The sequence below is a fragment of the Streptomyces sp. NPDC002092 genome (assembly GCF_053593775.1).
This window is the reverse complement of record NZ_JBSFDG010000016.1, coordinates 17,187-39,689: the sequence shown is the minus strand read 5'-3', so window position 1 is coordinate 39,689 and position 22,503 is coordinate 17,187. Positions and strand designations below refer to the sequence as shown.

At 69.0% G+C, this 22,503-nt stretch carries 21 protein-coding genes and 1 pseudogene; 12 read left to right on the top strand and 10 right to left on the bottom strand.

Translation table 11 applies throughout. The features are described 5' to 3' along the window. The first annotated feature begins 226 nt into the window (after positions 1 to 226). Both ACWCRD_RS32465 and ACWCRD_RS32460 read left to right on the top strand, forming a co-directional pair. Positions 227 to 1,717, top strand: coding sequence for a cellulose binding domain-containing protein (locus tag ACWCRD_RS32465; protein ID WP_450969309.1), 1,491 nt, complete (start codon positions 227 to 229; stop codon positions 1,715 to 1,717). A gap of 29 nt (positions 1,718 to 1,746) precedes the next feature. Beyond that, positions 1,747 to 3,534, top strand: coding sequence for a glycoside hydrolase family 6 protein (locus tag ACWCRD_RS32460; RefSeq protein ID WP_450969308.1), 1,788 nt, complete (start codon positions 1,747 to 1,749; stop codon positions 3,532 to 3,534). A 172-nt stretch (positions 3,535 to 3,706) separates the two neighbouring features. Here the strand turns inward: ACWCRD_RS32460 and ACWCRD_RS32455 are convergent, their stop codons facing one another. Continuing rightward, entirely contained in the window at positions 3,707 to 3,859 is a 153-nt protein-coding gene (locus tag ACWCRD_RS32455; protein WP_450969307.1) for a hypothetical protein, read from the bottom strand. Positions 3,860 to 5,076: 1,217 nt separating this feature from the next. Between ACWCRD_RS32455 and ACWCRD_RS32450 the strand changes: the two genes are divergently transcribed. The 4 genes from ACWCRD_RS32450 to ACWCRD_RS32435 all read left to right on the top strand — a co-directional run bounded on the left by ACWCRD_RS32450 (position 5,077) and on the right by ACWCRD_RS32435 (position 10,592). Further along, on the top strand, positions 5,077 to 5,838 hold the full coding sequence (locus ACWCRD_RS32450; RefSeq protein ID WP_450969306.1) for a maleylpyruvate isomerase family mycothiol-dependent enzyme: 762 nt from the start codon (positions 5,077 to 5,079) through the stop codon (positions 5,836 to 5,838). Between the two features lie 1,150 nt (positions 5,839 to 6,988). Further along, positions 6,989 to 9,394, top strand: a complete 2,406-nt coding sequence (locus tag ACWCRD_RS32445) for an ArnT family glycosyltransferase (RefSeq protein WP_450969305.1) — start codon at positions 6,989 to 6,991, stop codon at positions 9,392 to 9,394. Between the two features lie 305 nt (positions 9,395 to 9,699). Then, positions 9,700 to 9,981: a hypothetical protein gene (locus ACWCRD_RS32440; RefSeq protein ID WP_450969304.1), complete on the top strand. Its 282-nt coding sequence runs from the start codon at positions 9,700 to 9,702 to the stop codon at positions 9,979 to 9,981. A 146-nt stretch (positions 9,982 to 10,127) separates the two neighbouring features. Further along, complete coding sequence (locus ACWCRD_RS32435; RefSeq protein WP_450969303.1) at positions 10,128 to 10,592, top strand: hypothetical protein; 465 nt, start codon at positions 10,128 to 10,130, stop codon at positions 10,590 to 10,592. A gap of 1,080 nt (positions 10,593 to 11,672) precedes the next feature. On the opposite strand, the gene ACWCRD_RS32430 is transcribed toward ACWCRD_RS32435, so the two are convergent. The 3 genes from ACWCRD_RS32430 to ACWCRD_RS32420 all read right to left on the bottom strand — a co-directional run bounded on the left by ACWCRD_RS32430 (position 11,673) and on the right by ACWCRD_RS32420 (position 13,945). After that, positions 11,673 to 12,251 (bottom strand): GNAT family N-acetyltransferase, encoded by a 579-nt coding sequence (locus ACWCRD_RS32430; RefSeq protein ID WP_450969302.1) that lies wholly within the window; start codon positions 12,249 to 12,251, stop codon positions 11,673 to 11,675. A 140-nt stretch (positions 12,252 to 12,391) separates the two neighbouring features. After that, positions 12,392 to 13,045: a Type 1 glutamine amidotransferase-like domain-containing protein gene (locus ACWCRD_RS32425; RefSeq protein ID WP_450969301.1), complete on the bottom strand. Its 654-nt coding sequence runs from the start codon at positions 13,043 to 13,045 to the stop codon at positions 12,392 to 12,394. A 357-nt stretch (positions 13,046 to 13,402) separates the two neighbouring features. After that, the gene (locus ACWCRD_RS32420) at positions 13,403 to 13,945 is read right to left on the bottom strand and encodes a nucleotidyltransferase domain-containing protein (RefSeq protein ID WP_450969300.1); all 543 of its coding nucleotides are present in this window, start codon (positions 13,943 to 13,945) and stop codon (positions 13,403 to 13,405) included. 196 nt (positions 13,946 to 14,141) lie between these two features. Between ACWCRD_RS32420 and ACWCRD_RS32415 the strand changes: the two genes are divergently transcribed. Next, a complete protein-coding gene (locus ACWCRD_RS32415) occupies positions 14,142 to 14,909 on the top strand; it encodes a phosphotransferase (protein ID WP_450969498.1) in 768 nt (255 codons plus the stop codon). Positions 14,910 to 15,023: 114 nt separating this feature from the next. On the opposite strand, the gene ACWCRD_RS32410 is transcribed toward ACWCRD_RS32415, so the two are convergent. Continuing rightward, on the bottom strand, positions 15,024 to 15,638 hold the full coding sequence (locus ACWCRD_RS32410; RefSeq protein WP_450969299.1) for an O-methyltransferase: 615 nt from the start codon (positions 15,636 to 15,638) through the stop codon (positions 15,024 to 15,026). Positions 15,639 to 15,918: 280 nt separating this feature from the next. Continuing rightward, entirely contained in the window at positions 15,919 to 16,470 is a 552-nt protein-coding gene (locus ACWCRD_RS32405; RefSeq protein WP_450969298.1) for a GNAT family N-acetyltransferase, read from the bottom strand. 228 nt (positions 16,471 to 16,698) lie between these two features. Between ACWCRD_RS32405 and ACWCRD_RS32400 the strand changes: the two genes are divergently transcribed. Continuing rightward, positions 16,699 to 16,896: a BBE domain-containing protein gene (locus ACWCRD_RS32400; protein WP_450969297.1), complete on the top strand. Its 198-nt coding sequence runs from the start codon at positions 16,699 to 16,701 to the stop codon at positions 16,894 to 16,896. Between the two features lie 235 nt (positions 16,897 to 17,131). Here ACWCRD_RS32400 and ACWCRD_RS32395 read toward each other — a convergent pair whose 3' ends face one another. From ACWCRD_RS32395 to ACWCRD_RS32380, 4 genes are all read right to left on the bottom strand, one after another. Next, entirely contained in the window at positions 17,132 to 17,458 is a 327-nt protein-coding gene (locus ACWCRD_RS32395; RefSeq protein WP_450969497.1) for a TetR/AcrR family transcriptional regulator, read from the bottom strand. After that, positions 17,455 to 17,625, bottom strand: coding sequence for a hypothetical protein (locus ACWCRD_RS32390; protein ID WP_450969296.1), 171 nt, complete (start codon positions 17,623 to 17,625; stop codon positions 17,455 to 17,457). Before ACWCRD_RS32390 ends, ACWCRD_RS32395 begins: the two co-directional genes overlap by 4 nt. A gap of 154 nt (positions 17,626 to 17,779) precedes the next feature. Next, entirely contained in the window at positions 17,780 to 18,751 is a 972-nt protein-coding gene (locus tag ACWCRD_RS32385; RefSeq protein WP_450969295.1) for an NAD(P)-dependent alcohol dehydrogenase, read from the bottom strand. 210 nt (positions 18,752 to 18,961) lie between these two features. Continuing rightward, positions 18,962 to 19,387, bottom strand: coding sequence for a winged helix-turn-helix transcriptional regulator (locus ACWCRD_RS32380; protein ID WP_450969294.1), 426 nt, complete (start codon positions 19,385 to 19,387; stop codon positions 18,962 to 18,964). A 308-nt stretch (positions 19,388 to 19,695) separates the two neighbouring features. Between ACWCRD_RS32380 and nadC the strand changes: the two genes are divergently transcribed. The 4 genes and pseudogenes from nadC (at position 19,696) to ACWCRD_RS32360 (ending at position 22,427) form a co-directional block, all read left to right on the top strand. Then, positions 19,696 to 20,586 (top strand): carboxylating nicotinate-nucleotide diphosphorylase, encoded by an 891-nt coding sequence (gene nadC, locus ACWCRD_RS32375; protein WP_450969293.1) that lies wholly within the window; start codon positions 19,696 to 19,698, stop codon positions 20,584 to 20,586. Next, positions 20,574 to 21,392, top strand: a pseudogene (locus ACWCRD_RS32370) (PhzF family phenazine biosynthesis protein); the annotation flags it as partial. The gene nadC and the pseudogene ACWCRD_RS32370, both read left to right, overlap by 13 nt. After that, positions 21,384 to 21,638 carry a DUF1330 domain-containing protein gene (locus ACWCRD_RS32365; protein ID WP_450969496.1) on the top strand — a complete coding sequence of 85 codons (255 nt, stop codon included), beginning with the start codon at positions 21,384 to 21,386 and terminating at the stop codon, positions 21,636 to 21,638. The pseudogene ACWCRD_RS32370 and the gene ACWCRD_RS32365, both read left to right, overlap by 9 nt. A 186-nt stretch (positions 21,639 to 21,824) precedes the next feature. Continuing rightward, positions 21,825 to 22,427 carry a carbamoyltransferase C-terminal domain-containing protein gene (locus tag ACWCRD_RS32360; protein ID WP_450969495.1) on the top strand — a complete coding sequence of 201 codons (603 nt, stop codon included), beginning with the start codon at positions 21,825 to 21,827 and terminating at the stop codon, positions 22,425 to 22,427. The last annotated feature ends 76 nt before the right edge of the window (positions 22,428 to 22,503 follow it).

The following is a 22,503-nucleotide window of genomic DNA, read 5'->3' as shown; positions in this document are numbered from 1 at the left end:
GAGGTCAAGACTTGAAACCAGTGGGAGCGCTCCCATCGTGGAGATGGAGGCGGACGCGGTCAAGACGTTGAGGAGTTGAAAGTTCAAAACGGCTCGTCGAACCGAAATATTTCGCAGGACCCCTATGAAACCCGCCCAGTTGACGCTACGTTCGTCCGCACCAGTGGGAGCGGTTCCATTCAGTCGACGCGTCCGTCACGGCGCGCCAAGCTGCAAGGAGTCGCTCATGCGACACCCCCCGCGTTCAGTACTTTTAGTCGTCGCCTGCGCCTCCGTGCTTGTCGGGGCCATGACCATTCCCGTGGTGACGGCGCAGGGAGCGCAACCCGCCTGCTCGGTGGAGTACTCGGTCACCAGCCAGTGGGGCAACGGCTTCCAGGGTTCCGTGAAGATCACCAACAACGCGGCTGCGCTGAGCAGTTGGAGCCTCAGCTTCGACTTCACAGGCGGTCAGAAGGTCACCCAGGGCTGGAACGCCAAGTGGTCCCAGTCCGGCACCACCGTGACCGCCGGCAACGAGAGCTGGAACGGCTCCCTCGGCTCCGGGGCGAGTGTCAGCGCAGGCTTCGTCGGCTCCTGGTCGGGCAGCAACGCCGGGCCGGTGGCTTTCCAGCTCAACGGCACGACCTGCAACGTCGACACCGATCCCACCGCACCGCCGCCGACCGGTCCGCCGCCGACCGATCCACCACCGTCGAACGGCACCGCGCCCGCGCTGCATGTGTCGGGCAGCAAGCTCCTGGATGCCGACGGCACAACGCGCCGACTGCTCGGCGTGAACCGCTCCGGCGGCGAGTTCATGTGCGTACAGGGCCGCGGCATCTGGGACGGACCGATGGACGACGCGGCGATGAAAGCGATCACCGACTGGAAGGCGGGCGCGATCCGCATCCCGCTCAACGAGGAATGCTGGCTGGGACTTTCCAACATCAAGCCCGAGTTCGGCGGCGCCAACTACATCGATGCCGTCAAGGAGGTGGTCGCTCGAGCCGAGGCGCACGGGCTGACGCCGATTCTCGATCTGCACTGGACGTACGGTCAGTACACCGGTGACTCGGCCGGCTGCCCGGACGTGCACGCCAGCTGCCAGAAGCCCATGCCGGACGCGCGGTACGCACCGTCGTTCTGGTCCTCGGTCGCAGGCGTCTTCAAGGACGACCGGGCGGTGGTGTTCGACCTGTTCAACGAGCCCTACCCGGACCGGGCGACCGCCGGTGCGACGGATGCCTGGAAGTGCTGGCGGGACGGCGGCACCTGCCCGGGAATCTCCTACGAGGTCGCCGGCATGCAGGATCTGGTCGACGCCGTACGCGGGGCGGGTGCGAAGAACGTCGTCATGGCCGGCGGGCTCGCCTACTCCAACGACCTCAGCCAGTGGCTGACGTACAAACCTGCCGACCCTGTGGGCAATCTCGCCGCCGCGTACCACGTCTACAACTTCAACGCCTGCGTAAGCGCCGGCTGCTGGAACTCCACCCTCGCGCCGGTCGCCGCCCAAGTGCCGCTGGTCGCCGGGGAGATCGGCGAGAACACCTGCTCCCACTCCTTCACCGACCAGGTCATGAAGTGGTTCGACGACCACAGCCTGTCCTACCTGGGCTGGACCTGGAACACCTGGGACTGCTCCTCCGGTCCCTCCCTGATCTCCGCCTACGACGGAACACCCACCGCGTACGGCGTCGGGCTGCGTGACCACCTGCGCGCCCTCACCCCGTAACTCCCCACGGAAGAAGGAAACCCGCACTCATGAGTCACACCAGGACATCGCTGCTCGCAGCCCTGACGCTGGTCGCCGGGCTGTCGGGGACGGCGCTCGTCGTCGGCCAGGCCGGCGCGGCGACCTCGGCCATCCCCTGCACCGTCGACTACAAGATCCAGAGCCAGTGGGACACCGGCTTCACCGCCGCCGTGACCGTCACCAACAACGCGGCCGCCAAGTCGGCTTGGTCGGTGAAGTGGTCGTACGCCGGAAACCAGAAGATCACCAACTTCTGGAACTCGAAGATCAGCCAGAACGGCGCCGATGTCACCGCGGCGAACGAGAGCTACAACGGCGCCCTCGCGAGCGGCGGCTCGGTCAGCTTCGGCTTCAACGGCTCCTACAGCGGCACCAACAGCGTGCCCGCCACGTTCACACTCGACGGCGTCACCTGCAACGTCGACAGTGGCGGCGGCACCGGCGGAGGTACCGGGGGCGACACCGGCGGAGGTACCGGGGGCGACACCGGCGGAGGTACCGGCGGGGGGACCGGCGGCGGAGGTGGCGGTGGCGACACCGGTAACCGCGTCGACAACCCCTATGTCGGCGCCAAGGTGTACGTGAACCCCGAGTGGTCGGCGAAGGCCGCCGCCGAACCGGGCGGCAGCCGCATCTCCAACCAGCCCACTGCCGTCTGGCTCGACCGTATCGCCGCGATCAACGGCGTCAACGGCGGTATGGGCCTGCGCGCGCACCTGGACGAGGCATTGAAGCAGAAGGGCTCCGGCGACCTGGTCGTCCAGCTCGTCATCTATGACCTGCCCGGCCGCGACTGCGCAGCTCTGGCCTCGAACGGCGAACTCGGACCGAACGACCTCGACAAGTACAAGTCCCAGTACATCGACCCCATCGCCGCGGTCATCTCCGACCCGAAGTACGCGGGGCTGCGGATCGCCACCGTCATCGAACCCGACTCGCTGCCCAACCTGGTCACCAACGCCGGCGGCACCCCCACCACCACCGACGCCTGCGTGACCATGAAGAGCAACGGCAACTACGAGAAGGGCGTGTCGTACGCCCTGGACAAGCTCGGCGCCATCCCGAACGTCTACAACTACATCGACGCCGGTCACCACGGCTGGCTCGGCTGGGACTCCAACCTCGGCCCCGCCGTCCAGGAGTTCGCCAAGGTCGCCACCAGCAACGGTGCAAGCGTCAATGACGTCGCCGGCTTCATCGTCAACACCGCCAACTACAGCCCCGTCAAGGAGCCCAACTTCAAGATCACAGACACCGTCAACGGCCAGACGGTGCGCCAGTCCAAGTGGGTGGACTGGAACCAGTACGTGGACGAGCAGTCCTTCGCCCAGGCGATGCGCGACAAGCTCGTCGCGGCCGGCTTCAACTCCGGTATCGGCATGCTGATCGACACCTCCCGCGACGGCTGGGGCGGCTCCGCCCGGCCCACCGGCCCCGGCCCGCAGACCTCCGTCGACGACTACGTCAACGGCAGCCGCATCGACCGGCGCATCCACGCCGGCAACTGGTGCAACCAGAGCGGCGCCGGACTTGGTCAGCGGCCCACCGCGGCACCCGCTGCCGGCATAGATGCCTACGTGTGGGTCAAGCCGCCGGGGGAGTCCGACGGCTCCAGCTCCGCCGTCTCCAACGACGAGGGCAAGGGCTTCGACCGCATGTGTGACCCCACCTACGGTGGCAACGCCCGCAACGGCAACAACCCCACCGGCGCCCTGCCGAACGCACCGCTGGCGGGGCACTGGTTCTCCGCCCAGTTCCAGCAGCTCATGCAGAACGCCTACCCGCCGCTGTCATGACCCGCTGACGCGGTGACTTCGTCGGGGCCCGGCCGCTCAAGGCCGTGGCCCCGGCGAATCGCGCGCTCAGAGCGAGCACGCGTGAACGGGCGGCTCGGGTGAGGCCGCGGCGCTCTCTGTCCCGCGCACCCCCACCCTTTGACCGGCTGACTGGGGCCTGCTGCCGCAGCTGTCACAGACAGACCGGGACCCAGACCGTGACGACGCAGTTGGCGACACCCTCGTCGCCGCCGGCGGCGGGTGTCTTCGAGACGACGTGCGAGGCGAGCGACGCGGGGGCGGCGAACGCGGCCGTCGCCGACCCTGCTGCAAGAGCAAAGACCAAGGCGGCACTCACTGTGAGTGTTCGCAGAATGGCTTTCTCCGGCCAGGACATCTGTGTGTTCATAGGGATACCGTGCCCCGCGGCCCGCCATGACTCATCGGAAGATCACCCGAACGGGTTTCTCAAGCTTCGGATCGTGGGCGCTGCGGCCCCGGGCCAAGGTGTGGTCGGGGGCCTGGCCGTGCGCCCGCCGCCGGAGAAGCAGTTGTTGCGGTCTGGCTGGATGGGACCGGGCAGCCGGTTGCGCGGGTGCGTCCGTGCGGCGGCGACCGGGCGAGCGGTGCTCAGTTGCGCTCGTCGGTCACTGACGCCGGCGGCTCCACCGACCGCCCTCGAGCCTGGTGTCAGGCACGGGGGCCGACGTGACGGTGAGGATGCCCCGCCGGCCCGGTTTGCGGGCCGTCGCGCCTCGACGTTGCGGTGTGCGGGCCTGTGCCCTGGAGGACGCCTGCGGGCTGCAGCATCCGCCGCGCCCAGCGGATCGCTGGGCTCCACGCCTGCGGCCTCTTCGCCGGTGTTGACCCCGGGGGAAGGACACTGCCGGGGGCTTGGAGCCCTACTGCGCCTGTTTCGGATGGGGCCGACAGAAGCCGCCCCTGCAGCGCGGCAACGGTCTCCACCATGCAGTCCAGGCCGTCGCCCACATGCACAACCTCGCCCTCGCATCATGACCACAAGACCGCAATCACAGGCCCTGACCTGCCCGAACACGGCCTTGTGCAACACCCTTTAGAACTCCTGACGAATGATCTCCGGCGTGCTTGGAGCGCTCTCAGCCTGACGATCTGGGGGCGCGCCGTGCCGCCCATGCGCGGCAAGCACGGCAGGCCCCGGCGCCGCCCGTACGTGGTGCTGGGCGACCGCGGCTACGACCACGACAAGTACCGCCGCTGGGGGTTCCGCCGCATGTGCATTCGCTGGGAGATCCGCGCCGACATTCACGAAATGTTCAGCAACTCCGCGCGAGGCAGTGCCCTCCCGCACTCCGGCCGCAGGGGCGACGAGCCTGATCCCGCCGTGTCCCAGCGACTGTGCCGACCAGTCCAGCTTTCCGGCACGGTGCAGCTCGGTCAGCAGCAACTGGTGCAGCCGGTCCCACACCCCCGGTTTTGTGCCAGTTCCGCAGCCGGCGCCAGCTCGTCATCCCGGAGACTCCCGCAGCTGACGGCCTGGAAAATAGGGTGCGGTCGGCTGAGCTGGAGTGATACGTAAGCGATGTGACAGAGAGTCTTGAGTATGCCGCCCTGCTGCACCTGATCGACGAGCGGTCGGCCGCGTTCCGGAGTGCGGTTGCCGCCGCGCCCAGCCTTGACGTGCCGGTGCCGTCCTGCCCCGAGTGGACGTTGTTCGATCTGGTGCAGCACCTGGGTACGGGCCAGCGCTGGTGGGCCGCGATCGTCGCCGCGGGCCCGGCCGAGGCTCCGCCGGCCAAGGATGCCGCGGAGGTGCCGCGGGAGCTCGAGGCACTGCTGGCCTGGTACGCCGAGTCGAACGAACTGCTGCTGAGTGCGCTGCGCGAGGCCGGCCCGGAGCGCGAGTGCTGGACTTGGTGGCGTGCCGGCGTGTCGCCGGCGAATGCCTGGGGCGTTGCCCGGCGCCGGGTGCACGAGGTGCTGGTGCACACCTACGACGCCCAGCTCGCCACAGGCGCCGTGCAGCCGATCCCGGCGGACCTCGCGATCGACGGCGTGGCCGAGTTTCTCGACACCTGCAACTCCACCCCGGCGGCCTGGCCGCACGAGGCCGCCACCATCCACTACCACGCCGCCGAGGGCCGCTCCTGGCTCCTCGCGCTGGACGGCACCGGCGCCTGGCCCGCACCCCTCACGGACGACGCCGCGCCCCCGTCCGCTTCGGCCACGGGCACGGCTGAGCAGCTGCTGCTCTTCGTCTGGGGCCGCCTCACGCTGAGCGACCTGAAGATCGAGGGTGACCGGAAGGTGTTTGAGCAGCTGATCGCCTGGGAGCCGGAGGAGTAGCCAGTCGATACCTCCCGCGGACGGCCTCGATGACGTCCGCGTCGGCGAACCGCGCGAACAGCTGCGCCTCCGTGCGGCGGACGGCCAGTACGGACTCGTACAGCTCGGGCCCGAGCGCCTCCCGCACCACTGCCGACCCAGCCGGGAACGGGATAGGGCTACGAGCTGGTTCTCTGCCAGGCGCTCCTGTTCCGGTCGCGAACAGCGTCTCGAACTGAGGCGCTCACCTGGGAATTCGCCGAACGTGGGGCGGCTTGCGCCTGCTCGCGTGCTCCGGCCAAAGTGCACGTGACCAAGACGAAGGCCGTGAGGGGGAGTCGGCTGCATGATGCAGTCCGGAGGGAAGCGTCACGTTTCCGAGGAGGCTTCTCCGTGTGCCTGACTGTCCGCGACGAGTCGTCCGAACTCACCGACGCGGGACAGGCGGTGAAGTCCCCGGTGGACCTGACGCTGCTGCCTGAGCAACGCGGTGGGCACGGCGCGATGCGCTGCGGCCTGAACCACGGCGGGATCGATGTCGGCCGTGGTTCAGGCCGTGCCGGCCGGGATGCCGCTTCCGCGTGGCGACGACGGGCGTCTGGTCCTGGCGTTCGATGAGTCGTCGTGGCTTCGCTCGGACGGGCAGCAGCTTCTCACCCTGGGCAACCCCCACGTCCCTGATCTCGGCTGGTGAATCGAGGGCGGTCGAGCCACTCGGCGGGGTGAGCCGGCCATGGGCCTGAGCCTCGCGCAAGGTCGTGCCGAGTCCTTGGGGCCGCGGACGGAGTGGAGGATGTCGTAGGCGAGGGGCAGGGCCGTCGGCCGTCACCGAGCAGCCGTTGGATTTACAGTCCCCTTTCACTGCGGATGGAAAGTGACTTCCGGGTAGGCGGGCTCCCGCGGTCAGCCGGGCTGAGGGGAAAAGAACGGCAAGCGGGGTGCCCCGGCGAGCGGCGGCAGGCGTCGGACGCTGACCTTGCCATGAATTCCCTGTGTACTAGCTGTGCATCTACTCTACGTGCCGAAATGTTCGAGGGGTGATGAACGGAGGCATGCCGATTAAAGGCAGGCCCAGGATGTTTTCAAAGCTTCACCTCGTTCCGGTGAGAAGTTCCTTCAATATGGCCGCTTTGGCGTGGGGGACACTCGTGAGTGACGAAGACTGCCGAGCATGGCTACAACAGTCCTCGACCCGACCGTCCCCACCGGCGCGATCCGTCGCGCTCCATGGAGATCGCCGGTGGGCCAACCGGCGCACGCACGGCCCGCTCTTCTGGTCATCACTGTGCTCGCCGCCACGCTCTATGCGTGGGGGATCGACCACAGCCAGTACCACACGTTCTACGCGAACGCCGCGCGCAGCATGACCGAGAACTGGAAGGCGTTCTTCTACGGTTCCTTCGACCCGGGCAATTCCATCACGCTGGATAAACTGCCTGGATTCCTCTGGCCGCAAGCCATTTCAGCCCGCATTTTCGGATTTCACCCCTGGGCGCTGACGCTTCCTCAGGTGATCGAGGGAGTGGCCAGCCTCCTTGTGCTCCACCGGGTGGTCCGCCGCTGGGCCGGGGTCAACGCGGCGCTGATCGCCGCCACGGCGTTTCTGGTCACGCCGGTCGCCGTGGGCCTGTTCCGCACCGCGGTGGAGGATCCGCTGTTCACGCTCTGCGTGCTACTGGCCGCGGAGGCCACCCAACGTGCCACGGAAGCAGGCCGGTTGCGTCCGCTTGTCATGGCGGGGGTATGGGTAGGCATCGGCTTCCAGTCCAAGATGCTGGAGGCGTGGGCGGTGCTGCCCGCGCTGGCGCTGGTGTACCTGATCTCGGCGCCGATCGCGCTGCGCAAGCGGCTGGCGCACCTCGCAGTGTCCGCCGTCGTGATGGCCGCGGTCTCCTGCTCCTGGATGCTCGCGGTCACCCTCACCCCGGCCGAGGATCGGCCGTATGTGGACGGCACCACGAACAACTCCGCTTTCAGCATGGTCGTGGGCTACAACTTTCTGAACCGCTTCTCGTCGCTGGGAATCAGCGCCGCCTCCACCGGCAGCATCAGCGCCACCCAGGGCGGCGGCCACGGAGGCGGCCGGCACGGCGCGGCCCAGGACGGTGGCCAGTTGGGAGCGACCGCGCCCAGTCTGCCCGGCACGGCTGGGACGGGACAGCACTCGGGCGCGGGCCACCGCGCTTCCGGGGCTTACCGCCGTGGTGGACAAGGCGGCTTCGGCGGTGCCTCCGGTTCGGATTCCGCCTCGGGGCAGCACTTCGGTTCAGGTTCCGCTTCCGGACAGTGGGCCGGAGGTGCCGCTCAGCAGACGGCCGGGCAGCAGTCGGCCGCCGGGCACGGTGGCCTGCAGGGTCATGGCGGCGGAGGCGGCGGTTGGGGCGGTGACCAGAACGGCTGGTCGAAGATGTTCGGCTCGTCGCTCGCCTCGCAGACCGGCTGGCTCTACCCGCTGGCCGCCATCGCCATCGCCTGCGGCCTGTGGTGGCGCCGCAGCAAGCCCCGTACGGACCGGATCCGCATCGGCTTCGTCATGTGGGGCACCTGGCTGGCCACGTACTTCCTGGTCTTCAGCGCGGGCAGCGTCGGCGGCCACACGTACTACATGGGTGTGATCGCGGTGCCGCTGGCGGCGCTCGCCGGTGGTGGTATGACGCTGCTGTGGCACGCGTACCGGGCCGGTGGCCGCCGCGCCTGGGTGCTGCCCGGTACGGTCGCCGCGACGGCCGCGTGGGGTGTGTACATAGCCATCGGGTTCCCGACCTTCCTGCCGTGGCTGGCGCCCGCCGTGGGCGTGCTCGCGGTGGCCGCCGTCGTGCTGCTCGTCCTCGCCCGCACCGGCGTCCGGTCCGGCGGGCGGCTCACCCTCGCCGCTCTCGCCGCGTCGCTGGCGGCGGTGCTGTTCGCGCCCAGCGCGTGGGCGGTGCAGGTGTTCAACCCGTCGTACGGCAGCTCCGGCATGGGCTCGGTCGGTCCGTCCGGCGGCAGAGGCGGCGGAGGCGGTAGCCACGGCCAGTCGGAACTGGCGGCCGGCCGGATGGGCCAGTCCCCGTGGGGCGGCGCCCGCGGCAAGGACGCGGCGCACGGTGGCGGCATGGGCGGCTTCGGCGACGGTCAACTGACCCCGCAGCAGCAGGAGTTGCTGAGTTTCACGACCGCCCACCGAGGTTCCGCGCAGTACGTGTTCGCCACCACAAGCTGGAGCGGCGCCTCCCCGTACATCCTCGCCAAGGGCGCCGACGTGCTTCCGCTGGGTGGCTTCACCGGCCAGGTGCCGTTCCCCTCGCCGAGTCAGTTCGAGGAGTTGGTGAACTCGGGCAAGCTCAAGTACCTACTGGTCGGCGGGAGCAGCCGGGGCATGGGCGCGATGTTCGGCAACAGCGCCGCCGGTACGACGAGCACCACCCGGATCACCCATTGGGTCGAGTCCGCCTGCACCCTGGTCCCGGCCTCGGCCTACGGCGGAACGCAGTCGTCGGCGGCTGCCACCAACGGGTTCTCCGGACCCGGTAGGGGTGAGGCCAGTGCGACGCAGACCCTCTACGAGTGCGGCACCACCCGCCAACCGGGCCAGTAGTTGGTCCCTGGCTTGCGACGGTGAGGATCGCGGGACGCTTGGGCGGTCCTTCGTTCGGCTTCGCCGTGCGTGTCGTACCGGTTCCTTCGCTTGGGACAGGCAGGGGGAGACACCGGCCTCGGCGGAGACGGGCCGCGGGCGGGTGCGGCAGCGTTCCACGAGCAGTAGGCGCCCCTCGATGTTCAAGGAGGCGTTCGCATCGCCACTACGCCTACGGCAACCGGGGCACGGCCGACAAGCTCGGTTGGTGGTACCTGATCGGGTCGTACGACTCCGGCTTCGTCGACTACTGCGACAGCCACGGCATGAGCATCAAGGGATCGTTCACCGACCCGTTCACCGGCTACCAGCTCGGCTCCGAGCATATGATGGCCACGGCCAACGCCCACCTGCTGACGAACCAGCCGGACAACAAGAAGTCCGCGAACGTCGGCGGCTGGGCCGGTGATGTGCCCGGCGTCGCCTCGTCCTTCGGGTTCGACGACCTCATTGAGGACGCGGACGGCTATCTGCTCGTCAGGGCGGTGTTCGGCGGCAAGAACATCGTCGACGCGGTGAAGGACCACTACAACGGCAGTGGCGCCTGACCCGCTTCAACGCCTACTTCACGGGGCGCTGGGGCAACGCCTCGGGAGAAGCACGCGCGCTACGAGCAGGCGGCGCGCGCCCGCTCGGGAAGCTGACAGCAACAGAGAGCCAGGCAGAAGGCATGAGGGCATGAGGGCATGAGGCCATGAAGGCACTAGGACTCCTCACGGTCATCGCCGTACTCGGCGCATGGCTGGTGTGGAACGCGTGGAACGTGTTCCGCCTCGTCATCGGCGTACGGGACGGCTCGTGGCGGCGCCCCATGTGGTGGACCCGCCTGTGCTCCGTCGCGCTCTTCGCCGGCGTCGCCGCATGGATCCGAGGCCTGTTCGCCACCGGCCTGGACATCCGCAAGACCTGCCTCTTCGTCCACCACGAGCGCTACGACGAGGCGTCCCGGCGTACCCACGCCGCCGAATTCGACAAGATCTTCCCGCTGCACAACATGTGCAACGCGCACGCGGACCTGGTCCCCGCTTGGGTCAACCCGACGATCGCGGTCTGCGGAGTCGTCGCACTGGCCGCCGCCGCGGTCCTGCTGTGGTTCGTGACCGCACACGCCATCAGACTTTCCCCACCTGCGAGAAAGGAGCACCAGTCACGACCTTGACTGGTCTGTCACGCCGCCGATTCATGGGCGCCGCGTCCTCGGCCGCCGCCACGGCGGCGCTCATCCACGTCGGTGGTGCGGGTACGGCAGTGGCCCCCACAGGCAAGGGAGCCGAGCCCCACGCCTGGAAGGGAAGTCCCGCAATGGCTGGCCCGTCCTCGCGCAGGCCCCCCAGCCACCGCATCGAGGGCAGCGGCCAGACGGTGCGTCTGGCGGAGGGCGACGCATCGGTGGTTCTCCTCCATGTCGCCCGCCGCTTCCACTACGAGATCGACTCCCTGCGAGCGGGGGACGTGCACGGCTGGACGGCCGACGCGGAGGTGACGCAGCCCTACGAATCGAACTATCTGTCGGGCAGCGCCCTGATGATCCGCCCGCTCTGCTACCCCGGCGGCTCGAAGGGCAACTTCTACCCGAACGAACTGGTCGTCATCCGCGCCATCCTCAGCGAGCTCGACGGCACAGTGGCCTGGGGCGGCGACTTCGAGGTACCCAAGGAATCCCACTTCGTACTTTCGTACTCACGCTCCGCCCCGGCCACCCTCGCCTCAAGGGTGTGGCCCGCAAGGTCCAGGGCTGGTGGACGGGCCCCGGAAACTACGGCGCGGGCGCGACCGACGCCTTCGACCCGCGCTGTCGCAAGGCAGCTCGCGCGTTTGAGCGGCGCACAGCGAACTGAACCGGATCTGCGCCTGAAGTGGGGGCGGGCCGACCCGGCCTGCCCTCGGGCAGGTTACAAGCCGTGTGCGGCATGTGCGCAGAGGCGTGGACGTACGGACGGCTCGGCGGACCCGGCAGCGGGTGGCTGCGACGCAGTGGGGATAGCGACCGTTGCCGGGTGCGGGCCTGCCGTCATCGGCGGGCTTCGCGGAACGACGCTACGGAAGCGCCGTACCCGAACGCCTCGTGAAGCGGCACCGGGACGGCATTGCCCGCGCTCGGCGAAGTAGTCAAGCCGCCGGTCGGTGAGCGGGGATTGTGACTCCGGGATGTTCTCCATCCGCATATGGGACCAGCAGCCGCACCGGCCTCACTTGGCGTCTTCGTACTGCACCTTGCCCGCATGCCGAGCGAAGGAATTCACTGGGCCAGAGCCGGCTCGGACGACGGCTGCCACTCCCGCCTGATCAGCCCGTAGACCCACGAGTCAGAGACCTCGCCGTTGACGATGCAGTCTTCCCGCAGCGTCCCTTCGCGCACGAAGCCGAGCTTTTCCAGTACGCGGGCAGAAGCCAGGTTGCGGGTATCGGTCTCGGCTTGGACGCGGTTGAGGTCCAGTGTGTCGTATGCCCACCGCAGCAGGGCGTGCGCGGCCTCGGTCGCGTAGCCGTGGCCCCATGCTGCGTCGTGGAAGCAGTAGCCGAGCGATGCGCTGCGGTAGTCCGGATTCCACCCGGTCAGGCTGCACCAGCCGATGAACGCCCTGTCGGAGCCACGATCTACGGCCAGCCGCGCCCCGGTGCCCTCCTGTGCCATCTGCCGGCAAGCCGTGATGAACTTCTCGGCGCGCACGCGTTCGCTCCACGGCGGCGCGTCCCAGTAGCGCAGCACGTAGGCGCTGCTGTGCAGTGCGAAGAGGCCGTCCGCATCCGCGTCCTCGAAGGCACGCAGCCGAAGGCGAGCGGTGTGCAACGAGGGGGTGGGCAGCAACGTCCTCACGTTCCCGTCCTTCGATCGGTGGCTGGTCCATCAGACATCCGATGCAGGTCACTTGCAACGGTTTTTCTTCGGTGTGCTCGTGCGGGGCTTGCGGGCCGGCCGGGGCGCTGCGGAGTCAGGGCGGGGAGGGTTGTCGGGGCTCATGGGGCGGGGGTGAAGAGTTTCCAGTGTCCTTCGGAGACGACTTCCACACTGCTGTCGGTGACTTTGATGGCGGTGTCGTCGTCGATCGCGTAGGCGGGGCCTGCGATCTGGCCGGCCCATCGTTGTGCGTCGGCGATGGTGTTTTCGGGCACGTCGGGGCGGTTCAGGTGCGGGAAGATCGAGAAGTCGACCAGTCCGAGTGTGCGATGGTCACCGGTGGGTGGTGTCCAGTCGGAGAAGCGCTGCTCGATGCGGGGGGTCAACACGAGACTTCCGGCGCTGAACCCCACGTAGACCATCTCGGTCAGTGATGGCAGGAGGTCGGCCAGCCCGGACTGTCGCATCCAGTGGCTCAGGTAAAGGGTGTCGCCGCCGTTGACCAGCAGGACGTCGGCGTCTTGGACCCACTGGATCCAGCGTTGCGTGTCGATGCTGGGCAGCGCGGTGAGTTCCAGTACTCCCACGGACTTCCACCCCATATCGGCCCCACGCAAAAAACGCCATGGCCCGGCCGGTCCGTAGGAGCTGCCGTAGCCCGCGGTGGGGATGCACAGCGCGTTGGACTGCGCGATCGGTTGGCCCAGGAGATCGACCAGTGCGTTCCGGATGGTCGGGTTGGTGATGCCGGCAGACGTGAGAAGAAGTCGCATGATGCCCCGAACTGACTCTCGAAGGAAGGTGGTTGGCACCGTACCGTCCGCTCTCGAGGGCCTGCGTCCACGACTGGAAGTACCGCTCGGGATGCCCGTGGTGCGTGGTGCGCTCCCGGGGCGCCCCCCTTTACGGTCTTTGGCCATGTCGTGGCGGATCATGCTGCCCAGTTGTGGATGGCGTCCCGGGCTCTGTCCGTGCTGCCGACAGCAGTACCATCTGCGCTCCGCCAGGTCACTGGCGAGCCGGAGCCGCGGCGAACGACCTTCAGCAGCCGTTGGCCCGCCGTCATTGATCACGCGTCAGCGCACCCGTTCCGCCAGACGCAGACGGTACGGGCGGCGCGTCTCAAGTGCTCATGCCGGTCTGGTGCCTTGCTCCACCAGGGCCGCCTCCAGCCGGGCGATGTCCTCGGTGTCCTTCTTGCGGCGGGGCCGTCCCGGGACCCAGACCGGCATCATCTGCTTGATCTCGATCTGGGCGCGGGGACTGATGATGGGGCACCGCAGTGCCCCCACGCGGCCAGCAGGAGCATCGAGCATGCCATTCGGCCACACTTCCCCGGCCCACGGGCCGCCGGCGACCACGACGCGCCCGAACCGGTCCTTGGCCAGGAGAGCGAAGCTGCTCTCCACGCCCTGCTTACGGAAATCGAGTTGCTGGTCGACAGACGGCCCGGACAGAGGTTCATAGCCGGAACGCAGCAGACCGGCGGTCAGAGCGGAGGCGTCCTTCGCCCAGGCGAACCAGTCGATGTCCCCATGGTCACGCGTGACTTCGCCGATGAAGAAGTCCATGGCCCAACCCCCGCGGAGCCATACCTGCGCACCGAGGGCCTTCGCGATCGCCACTGTCTCGCCGATCAGCCCCAGTTGCCGAGCACTTCGCTCTCTGTCCACAGCCGCGCAGGCTACGCGGCGAATCCCACCCTCAGCAGCCGATTTCCGGCTGCGAGAGCGGACGAACGTTGCCTGGAGCGGCGCTGGTTCGAAGCGTATGTCGGGACCGTCCCCCCCACTCGGCCGACCTGGCGGTAGCGTGATCGACGTGACGGCTGAGGGTGGGACGGCAGGGGGCGAGGCCCTGGTTGGCGGCATGGTGAACGCGGGTGCGGTCTTCCGCCGCGGTGCCCTGGTGGAACGCCCGGCGCCGCGCACCGCGCGGGCCCTGCACGCCCATCTCCTCGCGCTCGAAGAGCAGGGGTTCGACGCGGCTCCCAGGCCGGTCCGTCTCACCGCAGACGGCCGTGAGGAGCTGACCTTCATGCCGGGCGATGTTGCTCTGCCGCCGTATCCCGGCTGGGCTATGACCGAGACCGCGTTGAGATCGGTGGGCAGCCTGCTGCGACGCCTGCACGACGCCAGCACGGCCATCGCCATTGACGCTTCCGCTGAGTGGCCGCGGTCCCTGGCCGACCCTACGGGCGGAACGATGCTCTGCCACAACGATGTGTGCCCGGAAAACGTCGTCTTCCGTGACGGCCGTGCCGCAGCGCTGATCGATTTCGACCTGGCGGCTCCTGGCCGGGCCGTATGGGACGTTGCCATGACCGCCCGCTACTGGGTTCCCCTGCTCGACCCCACCTCGGCGGCGGTTTTCTATCCCGCGGGGCTGGACGTCCCGCGGCGACTGCGGATCCTCGCCGACGGCTATGGTCTCTCCCTCAAGGATCGCGCTGAACTGCCCGGCGTCATCGAGCAGGCCACGGCCTCCTGCCGGGCCTTCGTCGCCGGCCGGGTGGCCGACGGTGACCCCGTCTACACCCAGGCGCTGTCCGAGCACGGTGGTTGGCAGCGCTGGGACCGCATCCAGCGTTGGCTGGCGGCCCATCGGGAGACGTTCACGGCTGCCCTGTCGAAGTGAGGGGCTCGGAGGCTGAATCACAAGATGAGCGCCTGTGTCCAAACGCGTGTTCGCGTGCCGTGGCTCGTTGACCAGGTTGTTGGGTGATGTGACGGCTGAGTGGGGACTGCTCTTTCACCCTTCGGTGCGGCGGACGGCGACTATCGCGCTCAGGTCTCTCGCCAACGGCAGGTCCACGGTGCGCAGGGCGGGATGTTGCAGCCAGTACAGGCGGGCGGTGTCGGTGTGGCCGGCGTGGGAGGGCGGCCACGTCCGTGAGGGTGTGAAGTCGTCGACGACCAGGACGCCGCCCGCTTCCAGTAGCCGTTCGGGGTCTGCCGCGTCTGCCGTACCGTCTGTTTTGGCTTGGCCGCCGCCGTCGAGGGCGAGCAGGTCGTAGGGGCCGTGGGTGTAGACCTCTGTCCAGTCCGCGCACACCACCCGTACCTGCGGTACGTCGGCGAAGACGTCAGCCGCCACCTTGGCCCGTGCCGGATCCCGCTCCACGCTGAGCAGTTCGACGTCCGGTGCCGCCCCGCTGGCCAGCCAGGCCAAGCCCACTCCGCAGCCGGTGCCGGTCTCGGCGATGGCGGTCCGGGCCCCGCCGGCCAGCAGCTGGAGCAGTCTGCCCTGCTCCGGGCGGCAGGAGTAGCCGAAACCATGCTGACGGGCGGCGTGGACGGCGCGCTCGACGAGCGGTGGCAGCGGGCCGGTGTGGGCGTTGTAGGCGGCGGTGCCGTGCATCGACATGGCCGCCAGTATGGGCTCTCCGAAACCCGCGCGGGGCTGGAACCGTCTGGTCGGCTGCGCTGGTCCGGTCGGTCCGGATGGCATACGCACGGTCGAAGGAGCCGGCGGGGCGCATGGCGTCTTGGGCTTCCGGCGCGGCTTGGCCATCGCAACAGCCCTCAGGCAGGTATGGCAACGCCCTGGAGAACCCAAGTTCTCCAGTGAGACCAGACGACAGTCCGGGAGCCACCGGTCCGGCCGCCGCTGACGGCGCCGTGGATCACCACCGTCTGGACGGAGCTCAAGCGGGGAGCGCGGTTGGAGACCACACACCGAACCATTGCTCGGCCCCGTATGCCTGGAACCGTTCCCGTTCGGTGAACCCGAGCCTCGCTGCGAGGCGCATCGATCGGGTGTTGGCGGTCTGGGTGTAGAGCACGACTGGTTCACCGGGCAGCATGTCGGCGAACCAGTCGAGGGCTGCTGTGCACGCCTCGGTGCCGTATCCGCGTCCCCATGCCTGCGGCAGGAACTGGTAGCCGAGTTCGGTTCTTGCGGCCTTTCGGCGGTGGTGGTTGTCCGGCGCCTCGGGGGCGTGCAGTTTGAGCTGGATGGTGCCGATCAGCGCTCCGTCGAGTTCGACGGCGAACCAGCCAGCGTACCGCCCGGGTACTTCAGGCATCGTGCGTTCGAGTTCGTCACGCGGTTGAGGGCCGCCGAGGTAGGTGCCCACTTCTGGCGAGGCGTTCAGCTCGATGACCGCAGCACGGTCCCGGGCCTCGGACTCGCGCAGTACGAGCCGCTCGGTCTTGATCGGGGCAGGTGGCCAGGGGAGGGATCTGGGATCGGTCATGCCGGTCAACCTAGCCAGCAGGTTCGACCGCGATCAAGACACGCGAACCGGTCACGCCGTCGGCCCGCGCCGCCTCCTCACCAACGGGGCCAGACCCGGCCAGAACAAGCACCCCTCCTCACCGATTGGCGTCCGCTCCTCGCCCCACCCCGGGCTCGTGCGCTCGAAACCCATGTCCGCCGCCCGGAAATCCCGCGCGCAACGCCCGCAAGTTCACCGGGCTGCGCCTTGAGAAAGCGCGAACTCGCGGCGGAGACGGCGACAACGGCTCCGCATTCGTGGACGCGTGGCTTCCGCGGCCTTGCGCGAACCTCGCGATCAAGCTGGTGTACGCCGCCCGCGGAGGCCCGGACCGAGGCCAAGCAGCACTGGGACCCCGACAACGTGTTCCGGCTGAACCAGAACATCTCGCCGCACCCGGGGTAGGGCGGCGGATGTCAGTCTCCTCGCAGCGTGGAGACGATCTACGGTGCCCGGCCTGTCCCTCGGCGGGGGGCTCGGTGACGTGACACGCATCGCTCGACGAGTCGCCTGCGGCCCTCAATGGAGACAGGTGCCTTGGAATCGGTGCCCATCAGATGGCGGCGAGGTTGTCGAGCAGGTGGCCAAGCTGTGCCGTCGCCTGAATGCGGGAGCACGCGATGACGGTGACAGAGCGGCTCTACTCGGGGTCGAGCACGGCCTGGATGGCCGGGGCCAGCCTTCTTTCGATCTTGTGCGGTGTCAGGGTGGTCACCGCCGGAAGGCGCAGCAGATAGCGGGTGAGCCCGAGGCCGAGGAGTTGCGCGGAGACCAGGCCCGCCCGCTGTGCGGCGACGGCTGGGTCCAGGTCGGCGGAAAGCGTCGGGGCGACCTGCGCCGCGAAGGTCTCGTGCATCCGCGCGGCGGCCTGTTCGTTGGTGACCGCCGACCGCATCAGGACGAGCAGCGCGTCGTCGGCCGGGTCGCCCTCCCAACGTTCGCCTGACCTTCCTTCACCGGTGGTCAGTGGCAGCGCAGGGCGTCGGGACTCGCCAGGGCTCTGTTGCTGCCGGAGCAGGAGGCGCGGCTGCCGGACCTGTGTGCGCCGTGGCAGTCCGCGGCGGCCATGGACACACCGGCGGGCATGGACACACCGGCGGACATGGCTCTCGCCGAGGTGGGGCTCGCCGACATGTACGACCCTCTCGGCCTGGCGAGGCCGTGCGTGGTGTGGGTGGACTCCCCGGGAGCGGCCGCTCGGGCGCTGCGCGAGGCGGGTGTGGAGGCCGAGGACCGGTGCAAGATCCCCGACGGGTTACCGGGATCGCTTCGGCGGGCGCTCGCATGTTCACACCGTGACGACGACCTTTCCACGTGCGTGCTGCACCTCCAGGTACCGGATGGCCTCTGCCGCCTCGGTCAGCGCGTATGTCCGGTCGATCACCGGAGTCAGCTTCCCGGCATCGGCGAGTTCCCGCAGCGACACCAGGACCTCCTTGCTCGGTGCCGGGCCGACCAGCGGACGCAGCCGCTGGGGGACCAAGGGGGAGAGAGCCATGCCCTTCAGGATGAGGCCGATCGCGCCGAGGAATCCGCCCGGGCTGCCCCCTCCGGCGAGGACGAGTGTGCCTCCGGGCTTCAGGGCGCGCCTAAGACCTGAGACCGAGTGGTTGGCGACCAGGTCGAGGACAATGTCGTACCGTCGCCCGGAGCGTGTGAAGTCCTCCTTGGTGTAATCGACGACGTGATCCGCGCCGAGCGCACGGACGGCGTCGGCGTTGCGCTGGCTGCACACGCCGGTCACCTCGGCGCCGATCGCCTTGGCGATCTGCACGGCGAACGTCCCGACCCCGCCCGAGGCGCCGTTGACCAGTACGTGCTGTCCCTGCCGCAGCCGTCCCACATCACGCAGGGCACGCAGGGCGGTGTTCCCCGCCAATGGCAGAGCCGCCGCCTGCTCGAAGGTCAGTTCGGCGGGCTTGAGCTCCACCGCGGTGTCCGGTACGCACACGTACTCCGCGAAGGTCCCGTCGACCTCACCGAACACCTCGTCGCCGGGGCGGAGTTGCGGCACGTTCCGGCCGACTGCCTCCACTTCTCCCGCGAAGTCCCGGCCCCGGATCCTGGCGCGGGGCGCGCGAAGCCCCAGTGCCAGGCGGGCCAGGTACGGGTCGCCGCGCATTTGGTGCCAGTCGTAGGCGTTCACCGCGGCCGCACGCACCCGCACCAGAACCTCTCCGTCGGAGGGCACCGGTTTGTCGACGTCCGCTACTTCCAGCACGTCCGGTGAGCCGTACCGGTACTGAACGACTGCCCTCATGAACCCTCTCCCCCTCGTGGTGTACTGGCAGGCTAGGGCGAGCCTGCCCTGCCGGACATCGGGGACATGCCGTAGTCCTGGGGGAGGACAGCCGATGGCCGTCGATCGGTGGCGGCCTTCGCCGACTCCGGTACGCGGCGGCCGCTCATGGTAAAGCCGCAACCTGGTGACCCCGCCGGTCCCGCACCGCTTCCGGTCCGAGGCGGGGTGTCAGTCCGCGGAGCTTCTCTGTGGCGTCGCGTCGTCCATGGTGTCCGGAGCTGGGACGCGGCCGGCGGGCGGGGCGTCGGTGTGGTCCGGCTCTTGGGGGTCGATCGTGGCCGCCCAGTGTTCCGCCCAGCGGGCAAGAGGGTTCAGGGCGTGGCGCGCCTCCTGTCCCAGCGGGGTGAGCTCGTAGCGGCTGTCCGGTAGTTGGTGAATCACCTGGGCGTCCAGCAGTTCGGTCAGGCGCTGCCGCATCACGCTGGAGGACATGTCGTCGCACCGCTTCTGCAAGGGGCGGAATCCGAGCGGGCCCTCGCGCAGCTCCCACAGGATGCGCAGACTCCACCGCCGCCCGAACAGATCGAGTGCGGCCATGAGGGGGCGGCCGGTGGTCGAGCCGCGAACAGGACTGCCAGGCCTGGGTGTTGCCATGTCGGGATGTCCAGCTCTCCAGGGTTGATGCTTCGAATACCGACACGCTAGCATCGGTAACCGCTTCGGAAATCGAAGCAGAGGAGGCGGTTGTGGCACCTGCCCTGTACCCCCGGTTTCGACGTCGGCGCCGAGTCGCGGGGACGGTTCGCCCGGAACCTGTTGATGGCTGGGGGAGGGGTGACCGGTACGCGGGAGGTCGCGTTCAGGATCCACCAGGTCCTGCAAACGGGCCCGGCGGTACTTCACTGCTGCCTCGTCAGCGGTTGCCGCCACCGAGCCGACGTCCACTCAGAGCTGGAGAGCAGATGACGATCACCGAGTTTCCCTCGGCGGCAGCCCGGGCCGCCGTCGCTGCCGCCCTGGCCGAGGACGCGTCAAGGAAGGACATCACCACCGAGTTGAGCGTTCCCGAGGACCTGGCGGCCACGGCCGAGATCCGCACCCGGCGCAGCGGCATCGCCGCCGGCCTCCCCGTCGTCGCCGAGGTTTTCGCGCAGGTCGACCCCGAGGTCACGGTCGAGCCGGCCGTCGCCGACGGCGCCCGACTGGCCGACGGCCAGGTCCTCGTGCACCTGTCCGGTTCGGCGCGCAGCCTGATCACCGGGGAGCGTACGGCACTGAACTTCCTGCAGCGCATGAGCGGCATCGCGACGCTGACCGACGACTACGTCCAAGCCGTGGCAGGGACCAGGGCGCGCATCCTGGACACGCGCAAGACGGCGCCGGGGCTGCGCGCCCTGGACAAGTACGCGGTCACCGCCGGCGGCGGCCACAACCACCGCCTCGATCTCGCGGCGATGGTCCTGCTCAAGGAGAACCACATCGCCGCGGCGGGCGGGGTGACCGCCGCGATCGAGGCGATCAGGCGCGGCCAGGGCGCCGGGCAGACCGTGGAGAGCGATGTCGAGGTGCAGACCGTCGCACAGGCCGTCGAGGCCCTTGACGCCGGAGCCCGCTGGATCATGCTCGACAACATGCCGGTGGCCGACATCGAGCAGGTCGTGACGGTCCGGGCCGGGCGGGCCGACGCTTCCCGGATCCTGCTGGAGGCCTCGGGCACCATCCGCCTGGACACAGTTCGCGCCATCGCCGGGACGGGCGTCGACCTCATCTCGGTCGGGGCGTTGACGCACAGCGCGCCCGCACTGGACCTGACCATGTTGCTGGCCACCGGCCCGGTGCCATGTCCGAGGTAACGGTCGTCGACGCGTGCCGGCGAGACGGCGCAGGTGGCAGCCCGACCGCCGTTCTGGATGATGGGCCGTTCACCGACGAGGAGCGGTGCCGCATTCCCACGGAGTTGGGAACATCGCACGCCGTCTTCCTCCGCGCCACCGGAATCGAGTGTCGTCGGCCTGCGCACACACTGCGGTTCTTCACCGCCCAGGACGAACTGCCCGCCTGCGGCCACGGCACCGTCGTCGCCCTCGCCGTGCTCGCCGAACGGGAAGGCGGCGACCACGACTACCGCGCCGTCCTGCGTACGGCCCACCGCAACTTCGACGGTCGGGCCAGCCGAAACGGTGACGGCCTGACGGCGTCGTTCGACCCGGGCCCGGTCAGCCTGCGTAGCGCCGGTGGAGCCGAACTGAGGGCATTCGCAGACGGCCTCGGACTGACCAAGGACGCGGTCGCCGGCGACGCCTGCGTGGCGTCGAACGGGCGGCCGAGGCTTCTGCTGCCCCTCCGATCCCGCGCCGCACTGGCCGAACTCACTCCGGACTTCGCCCTGTTGCGCGCAGCCTGCGACCGCTACGGTCTGCTGGGCTGCTACGCCTACTCGCCCCCGGACCGACACGGCCGAGCAGCAGCCCGGATGTTCGCCCCGTCGATCGGCGTCCCCGAGGACATCGCCAACGCCAACAGCACGGCCTGCCTGGCAGCGCATGCTGCCGGGTTCGGCACCTACCACCTCGCTGTCGACATGGGTGACCACCTCGGCAGCCCGTCCACCATCACAGCGACCGTCCACGGCGACCGCACGGGAGACCGGATCCGAGTCGGCGGCCAGGCAGAAATCGACAAGCTGGCCGGTCCAGCCGTCAAGGCCGCGGGCGGGCGGACGCTCTCCCGCGGCAGCCGGGTCGTCGCGCACGACGGCGGCACAGCCGAGCGCACCATCCTGATCGAGTTCGACAGCTTCGAACAGGCGGTCGCCGCACGCGCGAGTACGGCCTACCAGGAGGCGCTGGCCGTACTTGCTGACTGCGTCGAGCGCGACTGCCGCATCATCGAAGGCCTCGACTGACGACCGATGCCGCGTCAGGGAGGAACACGATGCCTGGCTACTGGGATCACCCCGGCTCGGGCGTCGGCCTCGGTGCCGGGCGGGTGCGTTCGACGAGCTTCCTGCGGCCGCGTCAAAGGCGTCCACGGCCGCATCTCCAAGGCAGACCTGACCTGCTGAGGGCTCCGGTCGTGCGGCGGCGATGGGCTGTCCTTCCCCGACGCCCTCAGCCCGAGGATCAAACGCCGCGAGCCATTGCGGCCATTCGCACCGGTCATCCTCGCCGATCACGCCGGTACCTGGTTCGACCTGAACCTGACCAGCCCGCTCATGCTGCTGGGGCCCCGCCCGTCAGCCCCCGACAAGATCGCCGGAGTCGTACACGTCGACGGCACCGCACTCGTCCAGACCGTCGGCCCAGCAGCCGCGCCCGCCTACGGGGCACTGGGGGCACTGATCGAGCACTTCCACCAGCTCACCGCAGTGCCCCTCGCCCTGAACACGTCCTTCAACGACCGCGAGCCCACCTTCGAGACTCCAGCCCACGCGTTCGCCGCATTCCAGGCCTGTGATCTGGATGCCGCCCGGTGGCTTGTCGAACTTGGTGATCCTGATGAACCGCAGCCCTTGAAGCAGCCGAACTGTCCCTGCCGTTCGGCGTCGCCAGCCGTGCGTGACTGCAACGCCGCACGCAGCTGCCCGAGTTCTGCCGGAGGCCGGGGAACAGAGCACGACGACCGCCTCATTGAACGGATCTTTGCGGGTGGTACGGGAAGGTGTGATCCCCCCTGGATGAGTCCCGCGATGTGATGGACGAGTGACCGGACAGCCATTGGCGACCAGCGACATGACCGGACGGGGCGGCGGCACAGCCCGCGCCCTGTGA